General features: G+C 73.0%; 18 protein-coding genes and 1 riboswitch. Of the genes, 12 read left to right on the top strand and 6 right to left on the bottom strand.

Going from position 1 to position 22,256, the window contains the following annotated elements:
- Nucleotides 1-155: 155 nt before the first annotated feature.
- The 5 genes from FLL47_RS42685 (at nt 156) to FLL47_RS04225 (ending at nt 4,647) form a co-directional block, all read left to right on the top strand.
- Nucleotides 156-398 carry a hypothetical protein gene (locus tag FLL47_RS42685; RefSeq protein WP_246157526.1) on the top strand — a complete coding sequence of 81 codons (243 nt, stop codon included), beginning with the start codon at nt 156-158 and terminating at the stop codon, nt 396-398.
- A gap of 181 nt (nt 399-579) precedes the next feature.
- Nucleotides 580-1,542, top strand: a complete 963-nt coding sequence (locus FLL47_RS04240; RefSeq protein ID WP_144119092.1) for an aldo/keto reductase — start codon at nt 580-582, stop codon at nt 1,540-1,542.
- Between the two features lie 40 nt (nt 1,543-1,582).
- Entirely contained in the window at nt 1,583-1,870 is a 288-nt protein-coding gene (locus FLL47_RS04235) for a GNAT family N-acetyltransferase (protein ID WP_186315553.1), read from the top strand.
- A 162-nt stretch (nt 1,871-2,032) separates the two neighbouring features.
- Entirely contained in the window at nt 2,033-3,619 is a 1,587-nt protein-coding gene (locus FLL47_RS04230) for an ABC-F family ATP-binding cassette domain-containing protein (RefSeq protein ID WP_144119090.1), read from the top strand.
- 53 nt (nt 3,620-3,672) lie between these two features.
- Complete coding sequence (locus tag FLL47_RS04225; RefSeq protein ID WP_144119089.1) at nt 3,673-4,647, top strand: sporulation protein; 975 nt, start codon at nt 3,673-3,675, stop codon at nt 4,645-4,647.
- Nucleotides 4,648-4,768: 121 nt separating this feature from the next.
- Here FLL47_RS04225 and FLL47_RS04220 read toward each other — a convergent pair whose 3' ends face one another.
- The gene (locus FLL47_RS04220; RefSeq protein WP_186315552.1) at nt 4,769-5,578 is read right to left on the bottom strand and encodes an alpha/beta fold hydrolase; all 810 of its coding nucleotides are present in this window, start codon (nt 5,576-5,578) and stop codon (nt 4,769-4,771) included.
- A 249-nt stretch (nt 5,579-5,827) separates the two neighbouring features.
- On the opposite strand from FLL47_RS04220, the gene FLL47_RS04215 reads away from it, so the two are divergent.
- A complete protein-coding gene (locus tag FLL47_RS04215) occupies nt 5,828-6,610 on the top strand; it encodes a sulfite exporter TauE/SafE family protein (protein ID WP_144119088.1) in 783 nt (260 codons plus the stop codon).
- Here FLL47_RS04215 and FLL47_RS04210 read toward each other — a convergent pair.
- Entirely contained in the window at nt 6,548-7,504 is a 957-nt protein-coding gene (locus FLL47_RS04210; protein ID WP_144119087.1) for a LysR family transcriptional regulator, read from the bottom strand. The genes FLL47_RS04215 and FLL47_RS04210 overlap by 63 nt on opposite strands.
- 83 nt (nt 7,505-7,587) lie before the next feature.
- Between FLL47_RS04210 and FLL47_RS04205 the strand changes: the two genes are divergently transcribed.
- A complete protein-coding gene (locus tag FLL47_RS04205) occupies nt 7,588-8,466 on the top strand; it encodes an EamA family transporter (protein ID WP_246157525.1) in 879 nt (292 codons plus the stop codon).
- Between the two features lie 146 nt (nt 8,467-8,612).
- Here FLL47_RS04205 and FLL47_RS04200 read toward each other — a convergent pair whose 3' ends face one another.
- Nucleotides 8,613-9,560, bottom strand: coding sequence for a hypothetical protein (locus FLL47_RS04200; protein WP_144119086.1), 948 nt, complete (start codon nt 9,558-9,560; stop codon nt 8,613-8,615).
- Between the two features lie 243 nt (nt 9,561-9,803).
- Here FLL47_RS04200 and FLL47_RS04195 point away from each other — a divergent pair, with 243 nt between their 5' ends.
- The 4 genes from FLL47_RS04195 (at nt 9,804) to FLL47_RS04180 (ending at nt 16,114) form a co-directional block, all read left to right on the top strand.
- On the top strand, nt 9,804-11,354 hold the full coding sequence (locus FLL47_RS04195) for an IucA/IucC family protein (protein ID WP_144119085.1): 1,551 nt from the start codon (nt 9,804-9,806) through the stop codon (nt 11,352-11,354).
- Complete coding sequence (locus FLL47_RS04190; protein ID WP_144119346.1) at nt 11,354-12,964, top strand: IucA/IucC family protein; 1,611 nt, start codon at nt 11,354-11,356, stop codon at nt 12,962-12,964. Before FLL47_RS04195 ends, FLL47_RS04190 begins: the two co-directional genes overlap by 1 nt.
- Nucleotides 12,954-14,204, top strand: a complete 1,251-nt coding sequence (locus tag FLL47_RS04185) for an alanine racemase (protein ID WP_144119084.1) — start codon at nt 12,954-12,956, stop codon at nt 14,202-14,204. The genes FLL47_RS04190 and FLL47_RS04185 overlap by 11 nt, the downstream gene beginning before the upstream one ends.
- Before the next feature lie 170 nt (nt 14,205-14,374).
- Nucleotides 14,375-16,114 carry a substrate-binding and VWA domain-containing protein gene (locus FLL47_RS04180; protein ID WP_144119083.1) on the top strand — a complete coding sequence of 580 codons (1,740 nt, stop codon included), beginning with the start codon at nt 14,375-14,377 and terminating at the stop codon, nt 16,112-16,114.
- A gap of 184 nt (nt 16,115-16,298) precedes the next feature.
- On the opposite strand, the gene FLL47_RS04175 is transcribed toward FLL47_RS04180, so the two are convergent.
- On the bottom strand, nt 16,299-17,507 hold the full coding sequence (locus tag FLL47_RS04175) for a chorismate-binding protein (protein WP_144119082.1): 1,209 nt from the start codon (nt 17,505-17,507) through the stop codon (nt 16,299-16,301).
- Nucleotides 17,508-17,679: 172 nt separating this feature from the next.
- Here FLL47_RS04175 and FLL47_RS04170 point away from each other — a divergent pair, with 172 nt between their 5' ends.
- Nucleotides 17,680-17,877, top strand: coding sequence for a DUF5999 family protein (locus FLL47_RS04170; RefSeq protein WP_120321268.1), 198 nt, complete (start codon nt 17,680-17,682; stop codon nt 17,875-17,877).
- Nucleotides 17,878-17,999: 122 nt separating this feature from the next.
- On the opposite strand, the gene gcvP is transcribed toward FLL47_RS04170, so the two are convergent.
- Nucleotides 18,000-20,804 carry an aminomethyl-transferring glycine dehydrogenase gene (gene gcvP, locus FLL47_RS04165; RefSeq protein WP_144119081.1) on the bottom strand — a complete coding sequence of 935 codons (2,805 nt, stop codon included), beginning with the start codon at nt 20,802-20,804 and terminating at the stop codon, nt 18,000-18,002.
- 97 nt (nt 20,805-20,901) lie between these two features.
- Nucleotides 20,902-20,990, bottom strand: a riboswitch (glycine riboswitch).
- 211 nt (nt 20,991-21,201) lie between these two features.
- A complete protein-coding gene (locus FLL47_RS04160; RefSeq protein WP_144119080.1) occupies nt 21,202-22,179 on the bottom strand; it encodes a zinc-binding dehydrogenase in 978 nt (325 codons plus the stop codon).
- Nucleotides 22,180-22,256: the final 77 nt, after the last annotated feature.

Raw genomic sequence — 22,256 nt, 5'->3', positions numbered from 1 at the left:
GCGATGCGCTCCCGTTCGGCGTCGGCCACCGCCCCGCGCGGCAGGCACGGGGCGACGCCAGACGCGCACTGCGCCACCAGACGAGCGGCTGCCGCCCCATCCGGAGGTTCGCACCGGGCGGGTTCGGTGCCGGGTGGCGGGGTATGGGGAGCGTCATGACCAAGGATGTGATGGCGCCGCCGGGCGGGGTGATGACCGACGAGGTCGGGACGATCACCGGTGAGCTGACCCTGGAGCCGAAGATCGGCTCCGATGGCACGGTACGGCTGCGGGCGCAGTACAAGGGCGCCGAGGAGTGGTACACCGTCACCGGCGCGCAGATCAAGGTCCCCGACCCCGGCAACGGCGACGCCGTCGACCGCGCCGCCCAGGATCTGCTGTCCCGCTTCACCTCCTGATCCACGCCCGCCCAGCCGCGCGCCGCGCGCCGTCATGGCTTCGCAACTCTTACGGAGTCGCGGCCTCGAACACGTCCTGAGGCCGCGACTCCGTAAGAGTTGCGCCACGGGGCGGGGGCGGGGGTCCGTGGGGGTTGCGGGGCGGGGCGGGGCGGAGGTGGCGCGAGATAGTGTGGCGATCATGCGTTATCGGGCACTGGGAAAGTCGGGGCTGGTCGTTTCGGCGGTCGGGCTGGGGTGCAACAACTTCGGGTGGCGGCTCGATCTGGACGGCACACGTGCCGTGGTCGACGCCGCGATCGACGCGGGGATCACGTTCTTCGACACCGCGGACATCTACGGCCGGGCGACCGCGATCGGGGCGTCGGAGTCGATGCTGGGCGAGGTCCTCAAGGGACGCCGTGACCAGGTGGTGCTGGCCACCAAGTTCGGCCACCAGGGCGCGGACATGGGCTACGGGCCGGCCGCGGGCGCCAAGGGCGGGCGGGCGTACATCCGCCGGGCGGTCGAGGAGTCGCTGCGGCGGCTGAACACCGACCACATCGACCTCTACCAGCTGCACACGCCGGACCCGGAGACGCCGCTGGCGGAGACCCTGGCCGCGCTGCACGAGCTGGTCGTCGAGGGCAAGGTGCGATACCTCGGCAGCTCGCAGTTCGCGGGCTGGCAGATCGCCGACGCGGCGCGGCTGGCCGAGTCGATGGGCGTGACGCCGTTCGTCAGCGCGCAGAACCACTGGTCGATGCTGGAGCGCGGCAGCGAGCTCGAGGTCGTGCCCGCGGCGCGGCACTTCGGGCTGGGTGTGCTGCCGTTCTTCCCACTCGCGAACGGCCTGCTGACGGGCAAGGTGCGGCGGGGTCAGGACGCGCCGTCGGACAGCCGGCTGGCCAAGGACCAGGCCGGGTTCATCACCGACGAGCGGCTGGACACCGTCGAGGCCCTCGCGGGCTGGGCCGAGGGCAACGGCCACGAGCTGGGCAAGGTCGCGATCGGCTGGCTGGCGGCGCAGCCGGGCTGCGGGTCGGTGATCGCCGGGGCGACCAGCCCGGCGCAGGTGGCCGCGAACGCGGCCGCGGCGGACTGGGAGCCGAGCGCCGCGGAGCTGGCCGAGCTGGACAAGCTCGCGCCGCTACCCACGCGCTGACGCCGCCCGCACGATGACAGATGCCGAGAGGAGACGGTCCGTGGCCGAGGTCGAGGTCGTCGAGGTGCCCGGGAGCAGCCGGTACGAGGCGCGCGAGGGCGGCCGCCTGCTGGGCGTGCTGACGTACCACCGCAAGCCGGGGTCGATCGTGTTCGACCACACCGGTGTCGAGCCGGAGGCGCGCGGGCGCGGCATCGGCGCGCTGCTGTGCGCGGCGGCGCTGGCCGGGGCCGCCGAGGACGACGTGCACGTGGTGCCGTCGTGCTCGTTCGTGCGCCGCTGGGTCGAGGACCACCCGGAGTACCTGCCGCTGATCGAGCGGGCGTAAATCACTGGCAGTTCGGTGGGGCCGGCCGTTAGGCTGGCCCCACTATGAAGCTGTGACATCACCGACCGGCCTGTGACCTGAGGCTGAGACCTGTTCGCCCGTGCGATGGCGACGTCTCACACGCCCGGCAGGCTTCTTCTCGAGATCCTCTCGGTGGTGCTCATGTCTGCGCAGACCCTCATTGCTGTTGATCTTGTCAAGTTCTTCGGTGACCGCCGCGTGCTCGACGGCGTCAACCTGACCGTCTCCCCCGGCCGCCGCGTCGGCCTGGTCGGCGAGAACGGCGCCGGCAAGTCCACGCTGCTGCGCCTGCTCGCCGGCGTCGACACCCCCGACACGGGCACGGTGACCCGACCCGACGACACCGGGCTGCTGCACCAGGAGCTCCCGTACTCCCCCGACGACACCGTCGGCGACGTACTCGCCGAAGCGCTGGCCGAGAGCCGCGAGCTGCTCGCCCTGCTCGACGAGCTGGCCGACGACCTCACCGGCGAGGACCGGCTCGCCGCGTACGGCGAAGCCCTGGCCAGGGCCGAGCAGCTCGACGCCTGGGACGCCGAGCGCCGCGCCGAACTGGTCATGCACGGCCTCGGCCTGGCCGAGGTGGCCCGCGGGCGTTTCCTCGCCACCCTGTCCGGCGGTCAGCGCTCCCGCGTCGCCCTGGCCGCCCTGCTGGTACGCCGACCCGCCGCGCTGCTGCTCGACGAGCCCACCAACCACCTCGACGACGAGGCCGTGGCCTTCGTGGAGCAGCAGCTGCGGCAACTGCCCGGCGCGGTCGTGGTCGCCAGCCACGACCGGGTGTTCCTCGACGAGGTCTGCACCGACATCGTCGACCTCGACCCCGCCGACGACGCCCCCGGCGGCCTGGTCCGCTACGGCGGCGCATACACGCAGTACGTGCAGGCCAAACGGGCGCAACGGGCCCGCTGGGAACGCGCCTACGCCGACCGGCAGGCCGAGCTGGAGGCGCTGCGCGCGTCCGCGGCGACCACGGCCCGGCAGGTCGCCTACGGGCGCGCCCCGCGGGACAACAACAAGATGAGCTACGACCGGCACGGCGAACGCGTGCAGTCCCAGGTGTCACGGCGGGTACGCAACGCCGAGCAGCGCCTGGCCGTGCTCGAACGCGACCCGATCCGCAAACCGCCCGCGCTGCTGCACTTCCAGGCGCCCGCGCTGACCTCCGCCCCGGGCGAGGACACCGCGCTGGCGCTGCGCGACGTGCACGTGCCCGGACGGCTGCGGCTCGACCGCCTCGACCTGCCCGCCGACGGGCGGCTGCTGATCACCGGACCCAACGGCGCGGGCAAGTCCACGCTGCTGTCGGTGCTGGCCGGGCAGCTGCACCCGGCCGCGGGCAGCGTCACCCGCCGCCGCGGGCTGCGGGTCGGCCTGCTCGCCCAGGACGACCGGTTCGACGACCCGGCCGCCACACCCCGCGCCCTGTACGAACGCTGCCACGCCGCCGTGCCCCTGGTGGACCTGGGCCTGGTCGCCCCCCGCGACCTGGACCGGCCCGTCGGCGCGCTCAGCGTCGGGCAGCGCCGCCGGGTCGCCCTCGCCCTGCTCATCGCCGACCCGCCGCACCTGCTGCTGCTCGACGAACCCACCAACCACCTGTCCCCCGCACTGGCCGACGAACTCGAGGACGCGCTCGGCCGCGCACCCGGCGCGATCGTGGTCGCCAGCCACGACCGCTGGCTGCGCAGGCACTGGCACGGCGCGACGCTGGACCTCGTCTGCTAGGAAGGTATGAGCGCAGGTCGAGTGGACCCGCACCCCAGAGGAGATGCAGTTCCGTGGTTTTCAAGAAGATGCTCGCCGCCTTCGGCGTCGGCGGCCCGTCGGTGGACACCGTGCTCGCGACCCCCGTCGTGCAGCCAGGCGGCACGCTCAGCGGCACCGTGCACATCCGCGGCGGTGACCACGACACCCTGATCGAATACGTCTCCATCGGCCTGGTCACCCGGGTCGAGGTGGAAGGCCACGACAGTGAGTACGACACCACCGTGGAGTTCCACCGGGTGCACCTGACCGGCTCGTTCAGCCTGGCCGCCGGGGCGCAGCACTCGCTGCCGTTCTCGATCGACGTGCCCTGGGAGACCCCGGTCACCCGGTTCTACGGCACACCGCTGCACGGCATGACCATGGGCGTGCGCACCGAGCTGTCGGTGGCCAAGTCCGTGGACAAGACCGACATCGACCCGGTCGGCGTCGAGCCGCTGCCGCTGCAGGCCGCGGTGATGGAGGCGTTCACCCGGCTGGGCTTCCACTTCACCCGCGCCGACCTCGAGCGCGGCCGCATCCAGGGGGTGCACCAGACGCTCCCGTTCTACCAGGAGATCGAGTTCCACCCGTCCCAGGCGTACGCGGGCCGCATGCGCCAGCTGGAGCTGACCTTCGTGACCAGCCCGCAGGGCATGGACGTGGTGCTCGAGTTCGACAAGCGCGGCTTCCTCGGCTCACACGACACGTTCAGCCGCAACCACGTCAGCCACGCCGACGCCGGCCGCACCGACTGGCCCGCCGTCGTCGACGGCTGGATCCGCGGGGCGCTGGACCGCCACGGCTCCGGCTACGGACACGGCGGCGGCTACGGACACGGCGGCGCGCCCGGCTTCCACGGCGGGCCCGGCGCCCGCAGCAACCACCACGGGCACGGCATGGGCGTCGCCGGCGGCGTGGCGGCGGGCTTCGTCGGCGGCATGGTCGCCGGCGAGGTCGCCGAGGAGGTCTTCGACATGGACATGGACTTCGGCTTCGGCGGCGAGTAACCGACCACCGAACCCAGGCCGCCGTCCCGCACCGGGGCGGCGGCCTCGTCATTGCCGGGCCCCGGCGCGCCCGAACGGCGGCCCCGCCGATTGCCGAGCCGGGCTTGCCGGGCGGCCCCGCCTACTCGGTCGCGGTCGCCGCCGCGTTCTGAATGACCTTCGCCACCTGGTCCGGGTGGGAGATCATCACGACGTGCGACGCGCCGTCGACGACGACCGTCTCCTTCGACCCGGCCCGCTGGGCCATGAACGCCTGCGCCTGCGGCGGGATGTTCTTGTCCGCGGAGCCGTACACGAACCACGCCGGAATGTTCTTCCAGGCCGCGTTCGGTGACGCCTCGTTGAGCGCCGCCTCGGTGATCGGGCGCTGGCCGACCGCCATCAGCTTCGCCTTGTCGGCGGGCACGTCGGCGGCGAACTGCTCGTGGAACTTGGCCTGGTCGATGTAGAGGTCGTTGCCGCCACCGGCCAGCGGCACCGGCGGGGCCAGCGTCGGGCCCAGCGTGCTGCCCGGGAACTTCGCCGACAGCGCCGCCGCGGACTCGCCCACCTCCGGCGCGAACGCGGCGACGTACACCAGCGCCTTGACGTTCGGGTTGCCCTCGGCCGCGTTGCTGATGACGCTGCCGCCGTAGGAGTGGCCGACCAGCACGATCGGGCCCGAGATCTTCTTGAGCAGCGAGGCGATGTAGTCGGCGTCACTCTTCACGCCGCGCAGCGGGTTCGCCGCGGAGATCACCTGGTAGCCCTGCGCCTGCAGGAGCGGGACGACCCCGTCCCAGCTCGACGAGTCGGCGAACGCACCGTGTACCAGCACGATCGTCGGTTTCGTCTGTTTGTTCGCCGCGGCGGCCGGTGCGACCGTGAGCGACATCATCAGCACGGCGGTGACGAATCCGAGCAGGCTCGCGAACGCCCGGCGGATGAACATGGCCGACTCCTCCCATCCCAGTACGGCCCCGGGGGTTCGACCACCGCCCAACTTACGCCAGGCCGACAGCCCACTGACCGGACTTCGCCGAGACGGCCACTCGATCATCGCCGGGGCAGTCGCTATGGTTGCCGGGTGTTCAAGGCCCTCGTCTGCTTCATGCTGCTCTTCATCGCCATCGGGGCGATCGGGATGTGGCTCGCCACCAAGCGCCGCCAATCATGATCCACAGCACCCCCGCGCCGGCCCGTGGACGCCGGTAGCCTCAGCCTGCTGCTGACCGCCGCCACCGCCGCCGGGTGGGTGGACGCCGTGGTCGGCGGCGGCGGACTGCTCCTGCTCCCGGCACTGCTCATCGGCCTGCCTTCCCAGGTGCCGCTGGCGACCGCCCTGGGCACCAACAAGATGACCGCGATCGCCGGGACCACCAGTGCCGCGATCACCTACGCGCGGCACACCCGCATCGACTGGCGCGTCGCCGGGCCCGCCGGTGCCATCGCCGTCGTCGTCTCCGGCATCGGCGCCTGGCTGGCCATCGCCCTGACCCCCAACAAGGACGTCTACCGCCCGGTGGTGCTCGGCATTCTGGTCGCCGTCGCGCTGTTCGTCACGTTCCGGCCGAACAACGGCATCTACGCCCACCCCGAACGGCGCACCCAGGGCCGCGCCGCACTGGCCGTCGCGCTGGCGGGCGGCCTCATCGCGCTGTACGACGGCATGATCGGCCCCGGCACCGGCACGTTCCTGGTGCTCACCTTCACCACCGTCATCGGCGCCGACTTCCTGCACGGCTCGGCCATGGCCAAGATCGTCAACGCGGGCACCAACCTCGGCGCCCTGATCGTGTTCGCCGCCGGCGGGCACGTGTGGTGGCAACTCGGCGCGGCGATGGCCGTCTGCAACATCATCGGAGCCCAGATCGGCGCCCGAATGGCCCTCAAACGCGGGTCCGGCTTCGTACGCATCGTGCTACTGGTGGTCGTGCTGGCCCTGATCGCCCGGCTGTCCTACGACCAGTGGCTGGCCACCTGACCGCCACGCCGACGCGTGCGCGGCGACCCGGTCGATCACCAGGCTCACCGCGGGCCAGTGCTCCCGGCCCGGCCTGGTGATCGCGAACATGCGCCGCCGCACCGGCACACCCGGCATCGGCACGTAGCGCACACCCGGCCGCGCGGGCAGGAAATCGGGCACCAGCGCCACCCCGAGATCCGCCGACACCAGGTCCAGCACCAGATCCAGGCTGTCCGCCCGATGCTCGATCATCGGCTGGTACGCCGCCAGCGCGCACACCCGCACCGCCAGCTCGTCATCAGCCGGGCCGCGCGAGTTCACCACCCACGACTGCCCCGCCAGCGCGCACAGCCGCCCCGGCTCGTCGATCTCGGCGGGCAGCGACCGCTCCGACGGCACCGCCAGCACCATCGGCGTCTCACACAACTGCCGCACCGCGTACCCCTCGAAACCGCGCGGGACCAGGTCGTAGTCGTACACGAAACCGAGATCGACCCGGTCCTCCTCCAGCAGCCGCACCACCTCCGGCGGCTCCCGCTCCTGCAGCAGCAGCTGCAACCCCGGATGCGACACCGCCAGGTCCCGCACCACCGGGATCAGATCCCCCGAAAGCACCGTCGCATACGCCGCCACGTGCACCGCCCCGCCCGGCTCCCCGCCCCGCGCCAGCGCCGCGCGGGCCGCGTCCACCGCCGCCAGGATCGGCCGCGCGTGCGTCACCAGCCGCCGTCCCGCCGGAGTCAGCCGAACCGTCCGCCCCGTGCGTTCGACCAGCGGCGCACCGACCTCGCGGGTCAGCGTGGCCAGCTGCTGCGACACCGCCGACGTGCCATACCCGGTGGCCTCGGCGACCGCGCGCAGCGTGCCCCGGTCCGACAGCTCGACCAGCACGCGCAGCAGCCTGGTGTCCACGCCTCCCATCATCCGCGAATCGCGGACGGTCCGTCCGCAGACCCGTGGTGGACGGCGTGATCTTCGTCCGGTGACATGGAGAGGTGACCGCAGTCGACATCGCCACCAGCACCTCCCGCCGCCAGAGCACCGCCCCCGCCATCGGGCTGATCATGGGGTCGATGCTCTCCGTGCAGGTCGGCGCGGCCGCCTCCACCCGACTGTTCGACGACATCGGCCCCGCCGGCACCGCCTGGCTGCGCGGCTGCTGGGCCGCGCTCGCCTTCCTGCTCATCGCCCGCCCCTCGCCCCGCTGGCTGCGCGCCCAGTCCCGGCACGACCTGCTCGGCGCGGTAGGACTCGGCGTGGTCAGCGCCGTCATGAGCGTCAGCTTCTTCGAGTCCATCGCCCGCATCCCGCTGGCCACCGCCGTCGCTCTGGAGTTCCTCGGCCCGCTCTCCCTGGCCGTGCTACGCCGCACCGGCCGCTGGGGGCTGCTGTGGCCCGCCCTCGCGCTCGCCGGTGTACTCGCGCTGACCCGACCGTGGCGCGGCGACATCAACCTCGTGGGCGTCGCGCTCGCGCTGGTCGCGGCAGTGTGCTGGGCCGGCTACATCGTGCTGACGCAGCGGGTCGGCGACAGCTTCAGCGGCGTGAAAGGCCTCGCCATCGCGATGCCCGTCTCCGCCGTCGCCGCCGCCGTGGTCGGCGCGCCCCAGGCCCTGCCGAACCTGACCTGGGGCATCCTCGCCCAGGCCGCCTGGCTGGCCCTGCTGCTGCCGGTGCTGCCGTTCGCCATGGAACTGCTCGCGCTGCGCCGCCTCACCGTCGCCGCCTTCGGCACCCTGATGTGCCTGGAACCGGCGTTCGCCCTCGCTGTCGGCGCGACCCTGCTCCACCAGACCCCACATCCGCTGCAGGTCGCGGGCGTCGCCTTCGTCGTCGCCGCCGGCATCGGCGCACAGCGCAGCGGCCGCCGCTGACCCTGACGAGAACGCGAACCAGCGCGAACGCCTGACACTGCCCCGAGCATCCTCACCCAGGAAAGGAAGGGCACCTTCACATCGCTATGCGTTGTGGAAGGTGCCCTTCCCAACACAGGACGGGCCGCAGGCAGCCGACCCGTCGGTCATGGACCGGTCAGTGTCTGCTCGCGCTCGGCCGCGAGCTGCGCGAGCCGGGCCCGCATCTGCGCCAGACGCCGGTCGAGCTGCTGTCCGATCCCGGCCACCTGCTGGTCGCAGTGCTCGGCACGGGCCTGCGCCTGCTTGATCCGATCCCGCACGGCAAGGTCGGTGAAGATGTTGTCGAACCACACGTCCAGGAACCTGGTCAGCCTGTCGATGGTCAGGGTGGCCGCCGTCCCGCCGCCGGGGATGTCCGCGAGCTCGGCGTTCAGGGCGGCGATGCGCTGGTCGGCCAGCGCTGCCGCGGTCGCCGCCTCGTCGAGCCGGTCGTGCTTGATCGCGCTGCTGATGACGCCGCCGCCGAAGAACGTGTCGTACGTCGACCAGCTGCCGGCACTGTCCAGCAGTTTCCGGAGCTGGAGGAGCGCCGTCGACGCCGCCTCGGCTGCGTGTTGTGCCTCGCGGATCTCCTTCGTCTCCGCCTCGGCCACGCCGCGTTCCTCCGCGAGTTCGAGCAGCCGCCGCGCACGCGGGTCGCCCGTTGCCGCCAGCGCGCTTTCCTTCTCGTCCAGCACTGCCGCGTACCGCCCCGGGGCGTCCTGGAGCGCCGCCAGCCGGGCGCCCACGCCGTCGAGTTCCCGGCGCAGCGCGTCCGCGTCGGCCCTGGCCCGCGCAAGCCGGTACGCCGCGGCGTCGGCCTCGGCCTTCTCCCGGGCGATCGCATCGTGACGTGTCCCCCGCAGCGCGGCGATCACGCGGGTGAGCGTGACCGTTTCGAGGCGGACGACGTCGCGGGCCTCCCGGTCGTAGACCGTCGACAGTTCGCGCACCTGAGCGTCCGCATCGTCGAGCAGGCGCAGCAGTTCCCGATGGCGAGCCGCGGCGGTCTGCCGCTCCCGGTGCGCCTCGGCGGCGGCCGCCAGCCGCGCTTCCATGTCCCCGTGTCCCATGACCGACATTGCACCAGCACCAGGCAAGGTGCCGACCTTTGGCGCGGGTGTTCGTGCCCGACCGTGCCGGGGCCGGTCGGGTCGGCGTTCGCACGCCGCCGGTGGGAGGGGCGTCACGTCGGCTACGGGGTCCTAGGACGCTAGGCTGAGACGGGCAGTGGCAGGCGGCGGCCCCGGTGGTCCACACTGGATCTCTGCCGAGCCCGTCGGACGAGGGAGTCGACCATCAACACCGTGCCGAGTGTGAGCGAGACACTCCCCGGGGCCCGCGCCGCGATCCTGGCCCGGCTGTGGGGCGCGCTGGTCCGCGAGCCGCTGCCGGGCGTCGTCGAACGGCAGGCGTACGGCGACGACATCCGGGTCACCCTGGCCGGTGGCCAGCGGCTGATCGGCTCGACCGCGCTGGCGCAGCCGTTCGCGCTCCCGCCGGAAGGCATGCGCGTCGTCACCGACGCCGGCGCTTTCGACGACCCGGTCGAGCTGCTGCGCGCACTGCGCCTGCCCGGCGACGTCGCGCGGCTGACCGCGGAGGTCGAGGCCAGCGTGGCGGGGCTGGCCCTGGCCCGAGCCGCCCAGCCGTACCGGTCCGGCGGCGAGCCGACGCTGACCGTGCTGGCGGGACGCCCGGACGGGCTGGCGCGGCTGGAGCAGTCGGTGGTGGACGGTCACCCGCTGCACCCGTGCTGCCGCACCCGGATGGGCATGTCGCAGGCCGACGTGCTGCGTTTCGCGCCCGAGCACCGGCCCACGGTGACGCTGGAGGTGTTCACCGTGCCGGCCAAGCGCTGGCTGACCACCGGCGCAGGGCTCGCGCCGCGGCTGCCGGTGCACCCGTGGCAGCGCGAGCACGTGCTGTCGGCGTACCCCTTCCTGAAACCCGACGGCGCCCGGATCGCGGCCATGCCGCTGATGTCGCTGCGCACCCTGGCCGCGGTCGCCGACCCGACGCGGCACTACAAGACCGCGGTGGACGTGCAGATGACCAGCGCGGTGCGGATCGTGTCCCCGGCCGCGGTGCGCAACGGCCCGGTCGTGTCGAAGCTGCTGGCCGTCGTCGCCGCCGACCTCGGCCTGCAGGTGTGGCCGGAGCTCGCCGCGGGCGCGGTGCTGGACACCGACGGCACGCCGCTGCGCAGCCTGGCCGTGGTGGTCCGGCGGGCCGCCCGGCCGGGCCCCAACGAGGTGATCCTGCCGATCGCGGCGCTGGCCGCGCCGTCACCGGCCGACGGCCGCCCGCTCATCCGGGAGGCGGTGATGCTCGGCTACGGCGGCCACCCGGCCGGATTCCTCGCCGATCTGGCCGCCCTGATCGTGCCGGTGCTGCTGACGCTGCTGCACCGCGGCGTCGCACTGGAGGCGCACGGGCAGAACCTGCTGGTCACGCTCACGCACGGGCGACCGACCGGGCTGTCCTACCGCGACGTCGGCGGGGTGCGGCTCAGCCCCGCCCGGCTGCGTCGCCACGGCGTCGACGTGCCCGCCCTGCACGGCGAACTGGCCAGTGACGACCCGGTGCAGCTGCGCGCCAAGGCGCTGGGTTCGGGCATCGCGGTGGCGCTCGGCGAGCCGATCGCGGTGCTGTCGCGCGAGTACGGCGTCGAGCCGCAGCAGCTGTGGCGGCTGGTCCGCGACCGGGTCGAGCAGGCGTACGACAACCTGCCGCCGTCGGCCGCCGCGGACGCGCGTTCCGTGCTCGGCGACCCGCTGCCGCTGAAGGCGACGACCACGATGCGGCTGGCCGACGACCCGCTCGACGACGCCTGGGCGCAGCTGCCCAACCCCTTGGCCGCGTGATGCGCCCGCTCACCGACCCCATCGCCGCCGAGCTGGCGGACCTGGCCCCGCAGCTGCTGAACGGCTACTTCGACGCGCTGCCGCGGGCCCGGGTCACCGTCGCCACCCGGCTGGCCGAAGCGCTGTGGCGGGAGGACGTCGGCGACGCCCGCGCCCGCTTCCGCGGCGAGCGGCACGGCTTCGACCGGGTGCTGCTGGACCCGGTCGACATGGACCCGGTGGCCCTGGTGTCCCACGAGGGCCTGCGCGCGGAACTGGACAGCGCGGTGCACGGACTGGCCCTGGCGTACGCCCGCCGGGCGACCCTCGACCCCGGCCACCGCGCCGCCGCCGCGGTCGCGGGCGCGCCCGACATGCTCGCGCTGCTCGACGGCTGCGCGCCGGACGAGCGCACCGCCCGGCTGGAGCAGCTCGCGGTCGAGGGGCACAACCTGCACCCGTGCGGGCGCACCCGGCTGGGCTGGGGCACCGGCGACCTGATCGCACACGACCTGGAGAGCGAGTCGACCGCGATCGGCTTCCTGGCCGTGCCGCCGGAGCTGGCGCTGGGCGACGACCTGTCCGAGCGGCTGGGCGTCGCCGCCCCCGGCGGCCGGCGGCTGCTGCCGGTGCACATCTGGCAGCTGCGGCACCTGACCGGGTTGCACCCGGGCCTGTTCGCCGACGGCACGCTGCGGGTGCTCGACGAGGTGCTGCCGGCCCGGCCCACCGCGGCGCTGCGCACCGTGCTGCCCCCGGGGTCGACCTACCTGAAGTTGTCGCTGGACATCCAGGTCACCTCGACCCGGCGCAGCATCTCGATCGCCTCCACCCGCAACGGCCCGGCGCTGAGCGAGGTGCTGTCGCGACTGTTGGACCTGGTCCCCGGCGGCGGGCGGGTGCTGCTGATGGCCGAGCCCGCGGGCGTCGCCGGGCTGCTGGAGGACGGCCGCCAGCTCAGCACGATCGTGCGTGACGGGCTCGGCGGCCGGTTGGCCGCGGGCGAGCAGCCGGTGCCGGCGAGCTCGCTGGCCACGCTCGACCCGGTCAGCGGGCGGACGCTGCTGGCCGGGCTGGTCGACCGGTACGCGGCCGGCCGCGCCCTGGCCGACCCGCGTACGGCGGCGGCGGGTTTCCTGCGCGAGTACGCCGGGCTGCTGCTGCCGCCGGTGCTGGCGCTGGCCGCCCGGCACGGCATCGGCCTGGAGGCGCACCTGCAGAACTGCGTGCCGACCTTCCTCGACGGGGTGCCGCACCGGCTCGCCCTGCGGGACCTGGCGGGCCTGCGCGTGCACCACCCGCGGCTGGCCGCCTCCGGGGCGAAGCTGCAGCTGTGGCCCGGCTCGGTGATCGGCACCGAGGACGAGGCGGTGCTGCTGTCCAAGGTGGCCTACACCGCGTTCCAGGCACATCTGGGCGAGCTGGTGCTGCGGCTGGGACAGTCGCACGGCCTGGCCGCCGACACCGCTTGGCGGACCGTGCGGGAGGTGGTGGACGACAGCCTGCGCGGGCACCCCGACCACGCCTTCTACACGGCCCCGAGCGTGCCGCACAAGGCGCTGACCCGTATGCGGCTGGCCGGCGCGGGCGACCTCTACGTCCCGGTGCAGAATCCGCTCCATGGCCTCTGATCAGCGCTCCCCGCACCGCGACGCGCACCTAAGCGCTGCGGACTCCGCGACAGCGGGACCGGCGACCGCGGCCGACGCCCCGCCGGCGGCCCGGCACGGGATCCCGGAGCGGGTCGCGGCGGCGCTGCGCGAAGTCGACGGACCTGTCTGCGCCTATGTCTACGACCCGGGTGTGCTGCGGGCGCGGGTCGCCGAGCTGCGGCGGGCACTGCCGGGCGTGACCGTCTGCTACGCGGTGAAGGCCAACGGGCATCCGGCGATCGTCGCCGCGGCGGCCGAGGCCTGCGACGGCCTGGAGGTCGCCTCGGGCGGCGAGCTGGCGCTGGCCGAAGCGGCCGGGGCGGCCCGGATCGTGTTCGGCGGCCCGGCCAAGACCGACGCGGAGCTGGCCCACGCGCTGCGCCTGGGCGCGACGGTCAACGTGGAGAGCACTCTCGAACTGCGGCGGCTCAGCCTGCTGGCGGAACGGGCGGGTACGACCGCGACCATCACGCTGCGGGTGAACCGGGCCGACGCGGGGCTGCCCGGCACGCATGCGATGACGGGCGCGCCGACCCCGTTCGGCGTCGACGAGGCCCAGCTGCCCGAGGTGGTGGCGCTGGCGAGGACGCTGCCCGGCCTGGACCTGGTCGGCTGGCACCTGCACGCGGTCTCCAACAACCTGGACGCGGCCGCGCACTCGGCCTTCCTCGCCGAGGCCCTGCGCTGGTCGGCGGCCACCTCGCAGCGGCTCGGCGTGCCGCTGCGCACGGTGAACGCGGGCGGCGGCTTCGGCGTGGACTACGCCGGTGACGCGGTGTTCGCGCTGGACCGGCTGCGGGTGCGCGTGCCGGACGGGGTCGAGCTGGTGGTGGAGCCGGGCCGGTGGCTCGCCGCCGACGCCGGCTGGTACGCCGCGGAGGTGCTCGATCTCAAGCACACGCACGGGCGCTGGTTCGCGGTGCTGCGCGGCGGCACCCACCACTTCCGCCTGCCCGCGGCCTGGGGTTACGACCACCCGTTCGCGGTGCTGCCGGTGGAGCGGTGGGATTACCCGTGGCCCCGGCCCGAGGTCGCCGGCGTGGCGGTGGACGCCGTCGGCGAGCTGTGCACGCCGCGCGACGTGCTCTGCCGCGGGCAGCGCGTGGACCGGCTGCGGGTCGGCGACCTGCTGGTGTTCGGCCGCACCGGGGCGTACGGCTGGGACATTTCGCACCATGCGTTCCTGCGGCACCCGGAGCCGACATTCCTCGTCCTCTGACCGCGCAGAGTGATCTCCCGTCTACCCAGCGAATCGGATGATCACGAGATGGTCCGCCCTGTTCGACCTGGCTTGACAACGCCCTAGACTGTGCCGGTCTCACCACGAGTTGTGGTGCGTAACACCCCCCCTTTCACCCCCCTCGACACCCCTCGAAAGCGGAGGCCCCGATGCCGAACGGCCGTAACTCCACGGTCCGATCGCACCGGCGCGGTGGTGGCCGTCGCCGCAGCATCGCACCGTGGATCGTCATCCCGACGGCGCTCGTGCTGATCGGTTCCGGTGTGACCATCGGCTATGTGTACGTCATCAAGGACTCGTGCAGCGGCAGCACCCAGGCCACTGTCGTGGCCGCCCCGGGCACCGCCAGCCTGCTGAAGTCACTGGCCGGCAAGTGGGCCGAGACCAACCCGTCCGTCGACGGGGTCTGCGCCTCGGTGACCATCGGCGAGCAGGACACCGCGGCGACCGTGCGGGCGCTGGCACACGAGTGGAACGCGGCCGTCTCCGGCCCCGCGCCCGACGTGTGGGTCCCGCCGTCCAGCGCCTGGGTCAAGGCCGCGGCCGCCGGCAGCGAGGACGCCGACCGGATCCTGCCCGACCTGCTGCCGAGCGTGGCGCGTACGCCAGTGGTCATCGCCATGCCGAAGGCCGCGGCCGAGAAGCTCGGCTGGCCCGACGCCAAGCTCGACTGGAAGGACCTGCTCGACAAGCTCGCGCAGGACAGCGCGGTCAAGGTCGGCATGAGCGACCCGGGGGCCTCCACCGCCGGTCTGCTGGCCCTGTCGGCGATCATCGACGCTGACGACAACACCGAGGTCGACCCGACCGAGCTGGGCCGCGTCTTCGCGCTGGAGCAGCGTATGGCGCTGTACAAGACCAGCACCGAGGAGCTGTTCGCCGAGTACGTCAGCAGCGGCGGCAAGGCGGTCAACGCGTTCCCGGCGCTGGAGCAGGACGTGGTGCGGCACAACGCCGAGCACCCCGACCTGCCGCTGGTGGCCGTCTACCCGAAGAACGCCACCACCGAGGCGGACAACCCGTACCTGGTGCTGAAGGACGCCGCCTGGACCAACCCGCAGCGCGTCGGCGCCGCCGAGGCGTTCCTGGGTTACCTGCGCGGCGACGCCGCCCGCAGCGAGGTGCAGAAGCTGGGTTACCGCGACTCCAACCGCCAGCCCGGCCCGCAGCTGTCCCCCGCCAACGGCGTGATCAGCCAGCTCACCGCGCTCCCCGGCGGCGTGCTGCTCACCGAGTCGATCACCAAGACGAGGGACACCTGGACGGCGCTCACCCGCCCCACCAACATGCTGCTGGTGCTCGACGTGTCGGGCTCCATGGGCGGCGTGGTGCGGGGCACCGGCGGTCAGACCAAGCTCGACCTGACCAAGTCGGGCGCGCAGGAAGCCGTCAACATGTTCGGCGACGACGCCCAGGTCGGCCTGTGGAGCTTCTCCTCCCAGCAGTCCGGCAGCAAGGCGTACAAGGAACTGGTCCCGCTCGGCAAGCTGACCGAGGAGGTCTCCGGCAAGCCGCGCCGCGACCAGCTCACCTCGAAGCTCAAGGGCCTGGAGCCCGGCGGCAACACGGGCATGTACGACACGGTGTGGGCGGCGTACCAGACCATGCAGAAGAACTACGTGCCCGGCGCGACCAACATGATCGTGCTGCTGTCCGACGGCGCGGACGACGACCAGCTGAAGGGCCTCAAGCTCGAGCAGCTCGTCGAGAAGATCAACGCCGCGGACAAGCAGCGCCCGGTCAAGGTGGTCACCATCGCCCTGGGCAAGCCGTCCAACAGCGAGGCCCTGGCCAAGATCTCGGCCGCCACAGGCGTCAGCACCTACAGCTCCGAGCGCTCGTACGACATCGGCAACGTCCTCCGCGCCGCCATCTTCGACTACCAGTGACCCGGTGGCCGGACCCCGGCCACGGACCCGGTAGCGACAAGCCGCGCCGGCGTCGCGCCCCCACGGGGTAGCGACGCCGGCGCGGCTCCGTTTTCACAGACAGTGGCCTATCTCATCGACTTTTTCGCGATCAAATTCGATGAGATAGGCCGACGCCTACGTCAAGGGCCGGACGGCGGCAGGGTCAGCGCAGTCCGTGGAGGGCGGCGCGGACGGGGGCGGCCTTGGCGGCGGCCTCGGCGACCTCGGCGGCGGGGTCGGAGTCGATGGTGATCCCGCCACCAGCCCATACGTGCAGGTCGCGGCCGTCGGCGACCACGGTGCGGATGGTCAGGCCGAGGTCGATGCCGTCGGGGCCGATCCAGCCCAGCGCCCCCATGCTGGCTCCGCGGCCGACCGGCTCCAGTGCGGCGATCTCCCGTAGCGCGGCGAACTTGGGCGCGCCGGTCACCGAGCCGCCCGGGCAGATCGCCCGCAGCAGCTCCGCCAAGCCGGTGCGGGGTCGCAGCCGCGCGGTCACCTCGGACTCGGCCTGCCACAGGTCGGCCCAGCGGCGTACCGCGAACAGCTCGGGCACCCGCACCGTGCCGGTGACCGCGACGTGGGAGAGGTCGTTGCGCTGCAGGTCGACGATCATGATGTGCTCGGCGCGCTCCTTGGGCGAGGCGAGCAGGTCGGCACGACCTGCTTCGGTCGCCGGTGCGGTGCCCTTGATGGGCCGGGTGACGGCCTGCCCGCCGCGCACCTCGAGCAGGGTCTCCGGGGAGGCGCAGCCGATCGCCCAGCCGTCGCCCTGCAGTATCCCGGCGTACCGGGCGCCGGGCAGGCCGGTCACCCGGCGCAGCGCGGGCAGCGGGTCGCCGTGGTACGCCGCGGCAGCGTGGCCGACCATGTTGACCTGGTAAACATCGCCCCGGGCGATCGCCTCGCGGACCGACTGCACGGCCTCGGCATGGCGCGAAGGGCTCCAGGAGGGCCGCCACGGGCCGAGCCGCCAGGCGCCCACCGTTCGGGCGAGCCCGCCACCCGGCGGCTCCTGGAGGCGTACGGTTGCCGTGTGTTCGTACACCACGACGACCACGTCCGGCACGGCCGGCGCGGGGCTGGGCGCCCCGAGGCAACCGCCGATCATGGCGGCTCCGCCGGCCGCGGAGACGAACAGTGCGGCGCCGCAGACCTCGTGGGCCAGCCCCGCCAGGGACGGCCCGGACAGGTCACCCGCCGGCAGGCCGTGCCCGGACAGGAAGTTCTCCACCAGCGTGGCCGGATCGCCCGGATCGCCCACACGCCACTCGAACCGGGAGCGTTCCCACGCCTGGTCACGGCAGGTCGCCGGTATGCCGGGAATATCCCTGGCCGTCCCGTGGGTGGGGGCTAGACCGACCGGCTTCATTCCGCTCGTCCGAAAGGTTGATATCTAGAAAGGCCCTGCGTTACCTGCTCGTAAAAGACTCGTTCGGCTTGGTAGCGTGCGTCACTGTTGTGATCGACAGCACACCGGCAGCGGATCTCGGACCGAGCTTCCAACGCCACCACCCCTAACCGAATCGCGGAGAACCCCGATGTTGTGCCAGCACCAACCGGTCTGCCCCTCAGCCGACGCGATCGACCACGACGCCGCCAAGGTCGTCGCGTCCTTCCCTGAGCAGGGCTGGAGCCTGCTCTGCAACGGCGTCATCGTCTTCGAGGACACCGGCGAGCTGCTCCCCGACGGGTCGAGCATCGCCCCGCACCGCGGTCCCGCGGTGCACGCCATGGCCTGACCCTAGCGGCGACGACCCGGGGCGCGACGGAGCGCCCCGAAGATCATCTCATTGTCACACCCGCCGAGCCGGCCCGAAGCCCGCGTCGTGAGGACGCCTCCCCGGGCCGGCGGCAGCAGACCTCAGGCGAACGCCTCCGGCGGCGGGCACGAGCACACCAGGTTGCGGTCACCGAAGGCGCCGTCGATGCGCCGGACCGGCGGCCAGTACTTTCCGGCGCGCTCGGTCGCGCTCTGCAGACCCGGGTACGCCGCAACCGATCGCGGGTAGGCGTGCTCCCAGGAGTCCCCGGTCACCATCGACGCCGTGTGCGGCGCGTTGACCAGCGGGTTGTCCCCGGCCGGCCACTCACCCGAGCCCACCTTGTCGATCTCGCGGCGGATCGAGATCATCGCGTTCACGAAGCGGTCCAGCTCGCCCAGGTCCTCGCTCTCGGTCGGCTCCACCATCAGGGTGCCGGCGACCGGGAACGACATCGTCGGCGCGTGGAAGCCGTAGTCGATCAGGCGCTTGGCCACGTCGTCCACGGTCACGCCGGTGGCCTTGGTGATCGGCCGCAGGTCGAGGATGCACTCGTGGGCCACCAGGCCCTTGTTGCCGCTGTAGAGCACCGGGTAGTGCTCGCGCAGCCGGGCCGCGACGTAGTTGGCCGCCAGCACCGCGGTGCCGGTCGCGGCCGCCAGGCCGTCCGGGCCCATCATCCGCAGGTACGCCCACGGGATGGGCAGGATGCCGGCGCTGCCGTGCGGGGCCGCGCTGATCGCGGACACGTCGTCGGTGCCCGGTAGGAACGGGGCCAGGTGCGAGCGCACCGCCACCGGCCCGACGCCGGGGCCGCCGCCGCCGTGCGGGATGCAGAACGTCTTGTGCAGGTTCAGGTGCGACACGTCGGCGCCGAACTTGCCCGGCTTGGCGAAGCCGACCAGCGCGTTGAGGTTCGCGCCGTCGACGTACACCTGGCCGCCGGCCTCGTGCACCTTGGCGCACAGCGAGGCGATGCCGGTCTCGTACACGCCGTGCGTCGACGGATAGGTGACCATGATCGCGGCGAGCACGTCGCGGTGCTTCTCGATCGCCCGGTCCAGGTCGACCAGGTCCACGTTGCCGGAGTCGTCGCAGGCGACCACGACCACGCGCATGCCGGCCATCACGGCGCTGGCCGCGTTGGTGCCGTGCGCGCTGGACGGGATCAGGCAGACGTCGCGGTGGGCCTCGCCGTTGGCGCGGTGGTAGGCCCGGATCGCCAGCAGGCCGGCGAGCTCGCCCTGGGAGCCGGCGTTGGGCTGCACGCTGACCGCGTCGTAGCCGGTGAGCTCGGCCAGCCAGGCCTCCAGCTGCGCGATCATGTCGCGGTAGCCGGCCGTCTGGTGCTCCGGCGCGAAGGGGTGCAACTGCCCGAACTCGGGCCAGGTGACCGCCTCCATCTCGGTGGTGGCGTTGAGCTTCATGGTGCAGGAGCCCAGCGGGATCATGCCCCGGTCCAGCGCGTAGTCCAGGTCCGACAGGCGGCGCAGGTAGCGCAGCATGGCCGTCTCGCTGTGGTGGCTGCGGAACACCTCGTGGGTCAGGAACTCGGTGTCGCGGGCCAGCCCCGCCGGAATCGCGGTGGCCTGGCGCGGCTCGGCCAGCTCCACACCGAACGCGGCGCAGACCGCCTTGAGGTGCGCCACCGTGGTGGTCTCGTCGCAGGAGACACTCACCCGGTCGGCGTCGACCAGGCGCAGGTTGACGCCGTCGCGCTCGGCGGCGGCGACCACGGTCTGCGCGCGGCCCGGCACGACCGCGGTGACGGTGTCGAAGAACGCGGTGTGCGCGATCTCGACGCCACCGGTGAGCAGGCTGACCGCCAGGCGGCTCGCGCTGTCGTGGGCGTGGCGGGCGATCTTCTTCAGGCCGTCCGGGCCGTGGTAGACGGCGTACATGCTGGCCATGACGGCGAGCAGCACCTGCGCGGTGCAGATGTTGCTGGTCGCCTTCTCGCGGCGGATGTGCTGCTCACGGGTCTGCAGGGCGAGCCGGTAGGCACGGGTGCCGTCGGCGTCCTTGGAGACGCCCACCAGGCGGCCGGGCAGCGAGCGCTCCAGACCCGTACGGACGGCGAGGTAACCCGCGTGCGGACCACCGAAGCCCATCGGCACGCCGAAGCGCTGGGCGCTGCCGCAGGCGATGTCCGCGCCGATGGCGGCCGGGGCGCGGACCAGGGTGAGTGCCAGCAGGTCGGCGGCCACCGAGACCAGGGCCTGGCGGGCGTGCGCGGCCTCGATCAGGGCCGCGTGGTCGCGCAGCGCGCCGGACGCGCCGGGGTACTGCAGCTGGAGGCCGAAGAACTCGGCGGGCAGCTCCTCCGTGTCCAGGTCGACGATGCGGACCTCGATGCCGAGCGGCTCGGCCCGGGTGGTGATCACGTCGATGGTCTGCGGCAGCGTGTCCGCGTCGACGACGAACACGTTGCTCTTGCTCTTGGCCGAGCGGCGGGCCAGCGTCATCGCCTCGGCGGCCGCGGTGCCCTCGTCGAGCATGGAGGCGTTCGCGGTGGCCAGGCCCGTCAGGTCGGTGACCACGGTCTGGAAGTTGAGCAGGGCCTCCAGCCGGCCCTGGCTGATCTCCGGCTGGTACGGCGTGTAGGCCGTGTACCAGGCCGGGCTCTCCAGCACGTTGCGTTTGATCACGCCGGGCACGTGGGTGCCGTAGTAACCCAGGCCGATCATGGAGGTGGCCACGGTGTTACGGGCGGCGAAGGCGCGCAGCTCGGCGATGGTCTCCGCCTCGGTGGCCGCGGCGGGCAGGTCCAGCGCCCCGTGCCAGCGGATCACCTCGGGGATGGCCGCGTCCATCAGCTCCTCGATCGAGGAGTACCCGATGGCGTTGAGCATGCTCTCGGTCTGGGCGGCACCAGGACCGATGTGGCGTTCTACGAAGGCGCTCATGTGAGACTCCGGGGTCGAGGACTGTGGAAGTCCTCCCCCTCTGTCACGGACGACGCTCGTGAGCCTCGCCACGGCGGTCGCGCCGCTCCAGAGTCGCCATGCCCGTATGGTCCGGGTGCCTGAGAGGTTCCGGGGAGGAATTGCCCCTTCGGCGCCGCTTTACGCGGACTCTCCCACACGGGTGTGCCGGCACCGCCCACGCTACCAGCACGTGTGTTCCGGCACCGTAACCCAGGCCACTCACCACGCCGCCCGGTCGCCGCCCGCGCCCGCCTTGATCACCCGACTTACCGGGCACCTGTGCGTATCTTGCGACGCCATTCACCCATGTGCCTGGCAAGTCGGATGGTCAAGGGGCGGGGCGGGGCGCGCGAGCGGGACGAATGGGACGGGTGGGTCAGGGGATCAGGACGACCTTGCCGGTGGTGGCGCGGGTCTCCAGGGCGGTGTGGGCGCGGGCGGCGTCGGCGAGCGGGAACGTGGTGAGGGCGGGGGTGAACCAGCCCTCGGCAGCGTCGCGCAGGGCCTGCTCCTCCAGCGGGCGCAGGCCGCCGGCGAGCTTCATCATGGCCGGGCCGATCGCCGAGGAGGCGACGACGCCCCTGGCGTACAGGTCCTGGGTCGTGATCTGGGTCGGCGCGCCGGCCGACCCACCGAAGATCAGGAAGCGGCCGGTCGGGGCGAGCAGCTCCAGGGCCGCCCTGCCCTCCGCGCCGCCGACGCCGTCGAGCACCACGGTCAGATCCCGCTCCCCCAGCTCGGCGCGCACCTTGTCGGCCCAGCCGGGCTCGCGGTAGTCGGCGGCGATGTCGGCCCCGTTGCGCTGCACCAGGGCCACCTTGGCCGGGCCGCCCGCCGCGCCGACGACCAGCGCCCCGGCCCGCTGCGCCGCCTGCACGAGCAGCGTGCCCAGGCCCCCGGCCGCGCCGGTGACCAGCACCGCGTCGCCCTCACGCAACTGCGCCTGGCGCAGCACGCCGACCGCGGTCCGGCCCGTTCCGATCATGGCCACGGCGGCCGGGGCGGACAGCTGCTCGGGAATCTCGTGCAGGGAGGCGACCGTGGCGACCGCGCGCGCGGCGTACCCGCCGCTGGTCATGCCCAGGTGCGCGACCACGCGCCGACCCTGCCAGGCCGGGTCGACGCCCGGCCCGGTCCCGCCCACCCGGCCGGCGACCTCGCGGCCCGGCGTCATCGGGAGCTGCGGCGGCGGGAACGGCCCGGGGCTGCCGGAGCGGATCGTCGTGTCGATGAGGTGCACCCCGGCCGCCTCGACCTCGATCAGCACCTGCCCCTCGCCGGGTGTCGGGTCGGGGACCTCCTCGTAGCGCAGGTTCTCGGCCGGGCCGAACTCGTACTGCCGGATGGCGTGCATGGTCGCTCCTGGGGTGCGTCGGATGCCGACGACGCTAGAAGCTCAAGCGCACTCGAAGTCAAGTCTTCACGGGCCAC

Origin of the sequence: Catellatospora sichuanensis (assembly GCF_007483665.1) — a bacterium.
Classification (GTDB): domain Bacteria; phylum Actinomycetota; class Actinomycetes; order Mycobacteriales; family Micromonosporaceae; genus Catellatospora; species Catellatospora sichuanensis.
The sequence above is the reverse complement of the archived record's forward strand: the minus strand, read 5'-3'. Positions and strand labels throughout refer to the sequence as shown.

What these genes read in the sequence shown, in the direction of transcription:
- FLL47_RS42685 (WP_246157526.1), top strand. Translation starts at nt 156, where the DNA reads ATGACCAAGGATGTGATGGCGCCGCCGGGCGGGGTGATGACCGACGAG.
- FLL47_RS04240 (WP_144119092.1), top strand. Translation starts at nt 580, where the DNA reads ATGCGTTATCGGGCACTGGGAAAGTCGGGGCTGGTCGTTTCGGCGGTC.
- FLL47_RS04230 (WP_144119090.1), top strand. Translation starts at nt 2,033, where the DNA reads ATGTCTGCGCAGACCCTCATTGCTGTTGATCTTGTCAAGTTCTTCGGT.
- FLL47_RS04220 (WP_186315552.1), bottom strand. Translation starts at nt 5,578, where the DNA reads ATGTTCATCCGCCGGGCGTTCGCGAGCCTGCTCGGATTCGTCACCGCC.
- FLL47_RS04200 (WP_144119086.1), bottom strand. Translation starts at nt 9,560, where the DNA reads ATGGGACACGGGGACATGGAAGCGCGGCTGGCGGCCGCCGCCGAGGCG.
- FLL47_RS04190 (WP_144119346.1), top strand. Translation starts at nt 11,354, where the DNA reads ATGCGCCCGCTCACCGACCCCATCGCCGCCGAGCTGGCGGACCTGGCC.
- FLL47_RS04185 (WP_144119084.1), top strand. Translation starts at nt 12,954, where the DNA reads ATGGCCTCTGATCAGCGCTCCCCGCACCGCGACGCGCACCTAAGCGCT.
- FLL47_RS04180 (WP_144119083.1), top strand. Translation starts at nt 14,375, where the DNA reads ATGCCGAACGGCCGTAACTCCACGGTCCGATCGCACCGGCGCGGTGGT.
- FLL47_RS04175 (WP_144119082.1), bottom strand. Translation starts at nt 17,507, where the DNA reads ATGAAGCCGGTCGGTCTAGCCCCCACCCACGGGACGGCCAGGGATATT.
- gcvP (WP_144119081.1), bottom strand. Translation starts at nt 20,804, where the DNA reads ATGAGCGCCTTCGTAGAACGCCACATCGGTCCTGGTGCCGCCCAGACC.
- FLL47_RS04160 (WP_144119080.1), bottom strand. Translation starts at nt 22,179, where the DNA reads ATGCACGCCATCCGGCAGTACGAGTTCGGCCCGGCCGAGAACCTGCGC.